Source organism: Bacillus sp. 11C (assembly GCF_055486375.1).
The window spans coordinates 82,656-89,591 of record NZ_JBUPVZ010000015.1 but is presented as its reverse complement, the minus strand read 5'-3'; the positions used below and the strand labels follow the sequence as shown (position 1 = coordinate 89,591).

Genomic DNA, 6,936 nt, shown 5'->3' with positions numbered 1-6,936 from the left:
CGAAGTGGCTAAACGCGGCGGACTGTAAATCCGCTCCCTCAGGGTTCGGCAGTTCGAATCTGCCCCCCTCCACCATTTTTATAGGGGCATAGTTTAACGGTAGAACAGAGGTCTCCAAAACCTCCGGTGTGGGTTCGATTCCTACTGCCCCTGCCAAATTTATGACATCTTGAGATTATGGCGGTTGTGGCGAAGTGGTTAACGCACCAGATTGTGGCTCTGGCACTCGTGGGTTCGATTCCCATCAATCGCCCCATATTATCATTGGGCTATAGCCAAGCGGTAAGGCAACGGACTTTGACTCCGTCATGCGTTGGTTCGAATCCAGCTAGCCCAGTCTCACTTTTTTATATCAATTGCATATCATGTATTAAGTCCCTTAAGATGCGGAAGTAGTTCAGTGGTAGAACACCACCTTGCCAAGGTGGGGGTCGCGGGTTCGAATCCCGTCTTCCGCTCCAATTACGGCGGCATAGCCAAGTGGTAAGGCAGAGGTCTGCAAAACCTTTATCCCCGGTTCAAATCCGGGTGTCGCCTTTCTTTTGCCGGGGTGGTGGAATTGGCAGACACACAGGACTTAAAATCCTGCGGTAGGTGACTACCGTGCCGGTTCAAGTCCGGCCCTCGGCACCAATTTTACTTACATGATAAGTCGAATTGGTGTTTTTGTTTTATCATTATAACTAATCATATTAATGATCTACTTGTGTAGATCATTTTTTTATTGCTTTGATTTATCATAAGCAGAAGTTCTGATACATGATCATAAAGCTGCTTTAGCCATTATGTTTAGCCAAGTCTCTTAACACTTTTTAATTATTATCTTTCCAAAAAAACTTTTTTGAAATTCGTTGACACTTAATAAGATCCATGATATATTTATATTCGTCGGTTAGATACGACGTAAAACTTGCCGGTGTGGCGGAATTGGCAGACGCGCACGACTCAAAATCGTGTTCCTTCTGGAGTGCCGGTTCGACCCCGGCCACCGGTATACTGAAAAACCCGTTTCTTATGTAGAAACGGGTTTTTGTTTTTTTATAATTTATTCAGCGTATTGGTCTATGATCTCTTCTAACACCTCTTCAAGCTCTTCTGCATCTTCAAGCTCTGATTGGCTGAAGCGGACGCGTACGAGCTGTTCTCCGTCATTATACATCTCTTCAAGCCATCCTCGCAGGCCCCTTGCTCTGCGGTCGACTTCGATAATCATGTCTAAACCGTCTTCGTCTAAAAGGAAAATAATTTCTAATTCATCAAGCATCTGACGATAGTAGCCTGATGTTGGGACGAACTCAAATTCTTGAACAAATGGAAGTCGGCGCCGGAAGTAGGGCGCTTGTTCGCAGTCTGCTTCGTTCAGGCGGAAGCCCAGGTTTTCGATTGCTTCCAGCACACTTTCAATCCAGGGATGCGCTTCAACGTAAATGCGGTCATGGTCGGATTTATCGATACCGCCTTGAATATCAAGGTCTGTCACTACGGCGACTTCTACCTTCCCTACAGTGATCGGCGTATCAAGAGGGAGAGTGAATGAGAATGGAAATTGATGCTCTTCACCAGGCTGAATGGTGAATGAACCAGTGACCCGAAAAGAATGGATTGTAGCGTATTTACGGTGCTCTTCATCGTCTTTTACAATGACGTACCGTGTATTAAGCTGTAAGTCAATGTAGCGGATGTCCTGAGCGATTTTTCCGCCTTTGACATGGACAGTTCCCCGTACTTCTTCTCCTGGATAATAGGCGTCTTTCTCTAAAATTGTATCTACTTTTGCAGCACCGATTCCGGCACTTGCCGCAAACTTCTTGAAAAATGACATATTAGATCTTCCCCTTTTTCTTTTTCTCAACAGATATACGTAAGAAAGAGGAAAAAAGATTCGTTTGATTCATACTTTTTTCCTATATTCGTAAAGTCTTGGGACAGACTAAGAATAATTTAAAGCAAAGGAGCGGAGTTGAAATGAATAAAGAAAGTCTGGTTGCTGATGAATTACATAGAATGTTTTTGGCTGGTGAACTGCAAATCACGGTAGAAGAGGATATAAACAATATTTCCGAAAGGCTGAGAAATGGTGATCTCAGTTTAGACTCATTAAGCGGTGAAGACGCGTTTATAAAAGAAACGGTAAACGAGGCTTTACAAAGAGTGGAGCAATAAAAGGAAGAGACGGTGTCCCATAAATGAGACACCGTCTTTTTTTATGACTTTGTTACAGTTCTCTATGAAATGAACAACTGTAACTAATTGTTCATGCAACGCTTTCTGAGGTCTGGGTTTGCGAGTTCTGTTCTGCGCAATTTTTATTTTATGCTGGTTTTAGTTGCTGTTAGGTTTGATTCGGGCTATAAATCATCGTTAGGAATTTAATGTTCTAGCTCTTTCTGATAAAAAAATATTTAGGCTTGTGTCATGCTATAATGAATAACAAATTTTGTCGGGGAGTGGGATGATGAAACAGATTATTGCGATGGGAGGGGGAGGTTTTTCGATGGAGCCAGAAAATTTGTCCCTCGATCGATATATCATGAATCAATCGGCACGGAAGACGCCTCGTATTTGTTTTTTGCCGACGGCAAGCGGTGATTCCCAAAACTATGTTCAGCGGTTTTATCATACATTTCAAACATTGGATTGTGTGCCATCTCATTTATCCTTATTTAAGCCGCCGTCAACAGATTTAACTTCTTTTGTTATGGAAAAGGACGTGATTTATGTTGGCGGGGGGAATACACGGAATATGCTTGTGCTATGGAAGGAGTGGGGGCTGGATCTTATTCTCAGAGAGGCGTGGAAGAGCGGTGTGGTTCTAGCTGGATTAAGTGCCGGTGCGATCTGCTGGTTTGCAGAAGGGGTGACGGATTCAGCCGGACCGCTGACAAGTATGAAAAGTTTAGGCTTTTTGCAAGGAAGCTTTTGTCCTCATTATGACGGTGAGAAGGATCGGAGACCGATATACCATCAGCTGATATGTAACGAATTCTTGTGCGAGGGCTATGCGGCGGAAGATGGAGCGGCTCTCCATTTCATAAATAATCAGCTGTTTCAGACAGTGAGTTCAAGACCGGGTGCAAAGGTATATCGGGTGACGAGGGGTGAACATGAAATATTTGAAACTCCGCTGCCGGTCAAATATTTGGGGTGAATTAGCTGAATATTTTATATATTCCTCTTTTTTTTAGGTTGGTTTTATGTTAAGATAAGTCCGAAATCAATAGTTACTGGGGGTGCCCGTTTTCGGGCTGAGAGAGAAGGTAAGCTTCTTAACCCTTTGGACCTGATCTGGTTCGTACCAGCGTGGGGAAGTAGAGAAATTGTTTTTATTATTGTCGTGCTGGGCAATAATAAGTTTCTTTCTGACTGTAACCGGGTTCATTCATTTGAATCCGGTTTTTTGTGCTGGTTATGGGCTTGATTTTGTCCTTTCAAACGAAGAGAGGGGAAGATCAGTGATGCAAAACAATTCAGTGCAGCAAGCCAACATTTCTATTATGTCGAGTTTTTCGGGTAGCAAGAAAGTATATGTGGAGGGTTCTTCTGCGGACATCCAAGTGCCGATGAGGGAAATCGCATTGAGCCCGACGACAGGGTCGTTCGGCGAAGAGGAAAACGCGCCTGTGCGTGTCTATGATACAAGCGGACCTTATACGGATCCTGATGTGACCATTCATATTCAAGAAGGATTAAAGCCTCTCCGCCAAAAATGGATCAGTGAGCGCGGCGATGTCGAAGAATATGAGGGACGGGCGATCAAACCAGAAGATAACGGTTATAAAAAAGCAAACCTAAACGTAAGCTACCCAGGACTAAAGCGGAAACCGCTGCGGGCGAAAGCAGGCCAAAATGTCACACAAATGCATTATGCCAAAAAGGGGATCATTACACCTGAGATGGAGTTTATCGCAATCCGCGAGCATGTGTCTCCCGAATTTGTCAGAGATGAGGTAGCAAGCGGCCGGGCGATCATTCCTTCAAATATTAATCATCCTGAAAGCGAACCGATGATTATCGGCCGGAATTTTCATGTGAAGATTAATGCGAATATCGGGAATTCAGCGGTTACGTCATCTATAGAAGAAGAAGTGGAAAAAATGACGTGGGCCATTCGCTGGGGAGCGGATACGATGATGGATCTTTCTACCGGAAAAGACATTCATACGACGCGTGAATGGATTATCCGCAATTGCCCCGTGCCTGTGGGAACTGTTCCGATTTATCAGGCCCTTGAAAAGGTAAACGGCGTAGCGGAGGATTTAACGTGGGAGATTTACCGTGATACGCTGATCGAGCAGGCAGAGCAGGGAGTGGATTATTTTACGATTCACGCGGGTGTTTTGCTGCGGTATGTGCCGTTAACCGCCAAACGGACAACGGGAATCGTGTCACGCGGGGGAGCGATTATGGCACAGTGGTGTCTGGCTCATCATCAGGAAAGCTTTTTGTATACTCATTTTGAAGAAATCTGTGAAATCATGAAAGCGTATGATATTGCTTTCTCTCTTGGGGATGGGCTTCGCCCTGGATCAATCGCTGATGCCAATGACGAAGCGCAGTTTGCTGAATTGGAGACTCTCGGAGAATTGACGCAAATTGCCTGGAAGCATGATGTTCAGGTGATGATTGAGGGACCAGGGCATGTGCCGATGCATAAAATTAAAGAGAACGTCGATAAACAAATGGACATTTGTAAAGAAGCGCCTTTTTACACCTTAGGACCGCTGACGACAGATATTGCGCCGGGCTATGACCATATTACTTCAGCGATCGGAGCGGCGATGATCGGCTGGTATGGAACAGCCATGCTTTGTTATGTAACGCCGAAGGAGCATTTGGGGCTGCCTAATCGTGATGATGTACGTGAAGGAGTCATTACATATAAAATTGCTGCGCATGCCGCTGATCTTGCCAAAGGGCATCCCGGAGCGCAAAAACGGGATGACGCTTTATCGAAAGCCCGCTTTGAATTCCGTTGGCGTGACCAGTTTCATCTATCTCTTGATCCGGAAAGAGCGCTTGAATACCATGATGAAACCTTGCCGGCAGAAGGAGCGAAAACCGCTCATTTCTGTTCAATGTGCGGTCCGAAGTTTTGCAGCATGAGAATTTCTCAGGATATTCGGGACTATGCGAAGGACAAAGAGCTTAGTGAATGGGATGCCATCGAAGAGGGGATGAAAGAAAAAGCCGAAGAATTTGTAAATCAAGGCAGCCAGCTTTATAAATAAAAGATTGCCAGCGAATTAATTTCAGCATTTCTGATCGGGGCACCGAAGGCTCTTATCTTTTAGATAAGGGCCTTTTTTTGTATTAATGGGAATAAGATTTTGCCGTTTAAGCTCTGATTTTGAAAACAAACGAGAGGTTATGAAGTAACGATGCCCATGGAGGAAATTGATATGAAGCATACGAAGTGCGTAACTAAATAAAAAACCCGCTAATTGCACAGCGGGTTTTTGCATCTCTATTAAGCATCTTTTTTAATCGGCAATCCAAGGCCTTCTGCCACGCGTTTTCCGTATTCAGGATCGGCTTTGCAGAAATGCTCGATTTGGCGAAGTTTGATTTCTTCTTTTTCTACCGGCTTCATGGCGTTTACGATATTTTCAACGAGGCGGGCACGCTCATCCTCGCTCATCAAACGGTAGAGGTCACCGGCTTGTGTGTAGTGATCGTTGTGATCATAGCTTACGCTGTCAGCGATTCCTTCTACCGGATATGCTGCTTGTTTATCCTCAGGTGACTCTTTCGGACCGCCGAAGCTGTTAGGCTCGTAATATACAGATCCGCCGCCGTTGTTATCAAAACGCATTTGTCCGTCACGCTGATAATTGTTGACTTCGTTGCGTGCGCGGTTGATTGGCAGCGCTTGATGGTTTGCGCCAACACGGTAGCGGTGTGCATCATGATAAGCAAACAGCCGGCCTTGAAGCATTTTATCCGGAGAAACATCAATGCCAGGCACAAGTGTTCCAGGTGAGAATGTCGCTTGTTCTACTTCTGCAAAGTAGTTTTCCGGATTTCTGTCGAGAACCATGCGTCCGACTTCGATTAACGGATAGTCTTTTTGAGACCAAACTTTTGTGACATCAAACGGATCGAAGCGATACGTATTTGCATCTTCTAAAGGCATGATTTGCACATATAGTTTCCATGCGGGGAAATCACCGTTTTCGATCGCGTTGAAAAGATCTTCTGTATGATAATCTGGGTTTTCACCGGCAATTTTTGCAGCGGTACTAACATCAAGGTTTTTCACGCCTTGTTCTGTTTTAAAGTGATATTTAATCCATACGCCTTCGCCTTCGGCATTGGTCCATTTGAATGTATGGCTTCCAAAGCCGTGCATGTGGCGAAGTGTCGCAGGAATCCCGCGGTCAGACATCAGAATCGACACTTGGTGAAGCGATTCTGGTGAAAGTGACCAGAAATCCCATACAGCTGTAGGGTTTTTTAAGTGTGTTTTTGGATCTCTTTTTTGTGTATGGATGAAATCAGGGAACTTAATCGCATCGCGGATAAAGAATACCGGTGTATTGTTTCCGACGATGTCATAGTTTCCTTCTTCAGTATAAAATTTAACGGCAAATCCGCGCGGGTCGCGAACTGTGTCAGCCGAGCCAAGTTCACCGGCAACTGTTGAGAAACGGATGAACAACGGTGTGCGTTTGCCGACTTCAGAAAGGAAAGCGGCTTTCGTGTATTTTGTTACATCGTTTGTTACTTCAAAATATCCGTGAGCGCCTGCTCCTTTAGCGTGAACAACACGCTCAGGAACACGTTCTCTGTTGAAATGGGCCAATTTTTCGAGTAAATGTACATCTTGGATTAAAGTTGGTCCGCGAGAACCTGCAGTCATTGAATTTTGGTTATCTCCAACCGGGGCGCCCCAGCTAGTTGTCAGTTTATTTGAACTCATGTGATCACCTCTTGGAA

At 44.8% G+C, this 6,936-nt stretch carries 5 protein-coding genes, 7 tRNA genes and 1 riboswitch; of the genes, 10 read left to right on the top strand and 2 right to left on the bottom strand.

The features are described 5' to 3' along the window. Positions 1-82: 82 nt before the first annotated feature. The 7 genes from ACY3LV_RS17835 (at position 83) to ACY3LV_RS17805 (ending at position 994) form a co-directional block, all read left to right on the top strand. Positions 83-156: transfer RNA gene (locus ACY3LV_RS17835), tRNA-Trp, on the top strand. A gap of 24 nt (positions 157-180) precedes the next feature. Next, positions 181-256: transfer RNA gene (locus ACY3LV_RS17830), tRNA-His, on the top strand. A 9-nt stretch (positions 257-265) separates the two neighbouring features. Continuing rightward, positions 266-337, top strand: a tRNA-Gln gene (locus tag ACY3LV_RS17825). Between the two features lie 49 nt (positions 338-386). Then, positions 387-461: transfer RNA gene (locus ACY3LV_RS17820), tRNA-Gly, on the top strand. 5 nt (positions 462-466) lie between these two features. Then, positions 467-537: transfer RNA gene (locus tag ACY3LV_RS17815), tRNA-Cys, on the top strand. 7 nt (positions 538-544) lie between these two features. Next, a tRNA-Leu gene (locus ACY3LV_RS17810) sits at positions 545-633 on the top strand. 279 nt (positions 634-912) lie between these two features. Then, positions 913-994, top strand: a tRNA-Leu gene (locus ACY3LV_RS17805). 51 nt (positions 995-1,045) lie between these two features. Here the strand turns inward: ACY3LV_RS17805 and spo0M are convergent. After that, the gene (spo0M, locus tag ACY3LV_RS17800) at positions 1,046-1,822 is read right to left on the bottom strand and encodes a sporulation control protein Spo0M (RefSeq protein WP_464864259.1); all 777 of its coding nucleotides are present in this window, start codon (positions 1,820-1,822) and stop codon (positions 1,046-1,048) included. Positions 1,823-1,965: 143 nt separating this feature from the next. On the opposite strand from spo0M, the gene ACY3LV_RS17795 reads away from it, so the two are divergent. The 3 genes from ACY3LV_RS17795 (at position 1,966) to thiC (ending at position 5,228) form a co-directional block, all read left to right on the top strand. Further along, a complete protein-coding gene (locus tag ACY3LV_RS17795; protein WP_087993699.1) occupies positions 1,966-2,163 on the top strand; it encodes a hypothetical protein in 198 nt (65 codons plus the stop codon). A gap of 292 nt (positions 2,164-2,455) precedes the next feature. Beyond that, positions 2,456-3,148, top strand: a complete 693-nt coding sequence (locus ACY3LV_RS17790) for a Type 1 glutamine amidotransferase-like domain-containing protein (RefSeq protein ID WP_148964351.1) — start codon at positions 2,456-2,458, stop codon at positions 3,146-3,148. A gap of 68 nt (positions 3,149-3,216) precedes the next feature. Next, positions 3,217-3,324: riboswitch (TPP riboswitch) on the top strand. A 131-nt stretch (positions 3,325-3,455) separates the two neighbouring features. Continuing rightward, a complete protein-coding gene (thiC, locus tag ACY3LV_RS17785) occupies positions 3,456-5,228 on the top strand; it encodes a phosphomethylpyrimidine synthase ThiC (RefSeq protein WP_148964352.1) in 1,773 nt (590 codons plus the stop codon). A gap of 239 nt (positions 5,229-5,467) precedes the next feature. Here the strand turns inward: thiC and katA are convergent, their stop codons facing one another. Next, entirely contained in the window at positions 5,468-6,919 is a 1,452-nt protein-coding gene (gene katA, locus ACY3LV_RS17780) for a catalase KatA (RefSeq protein ID WP_202328531.1), read from the bottom strand. Between the last annotated feature and the right edge of the window lie 17 nt (positions 6,920-6,936).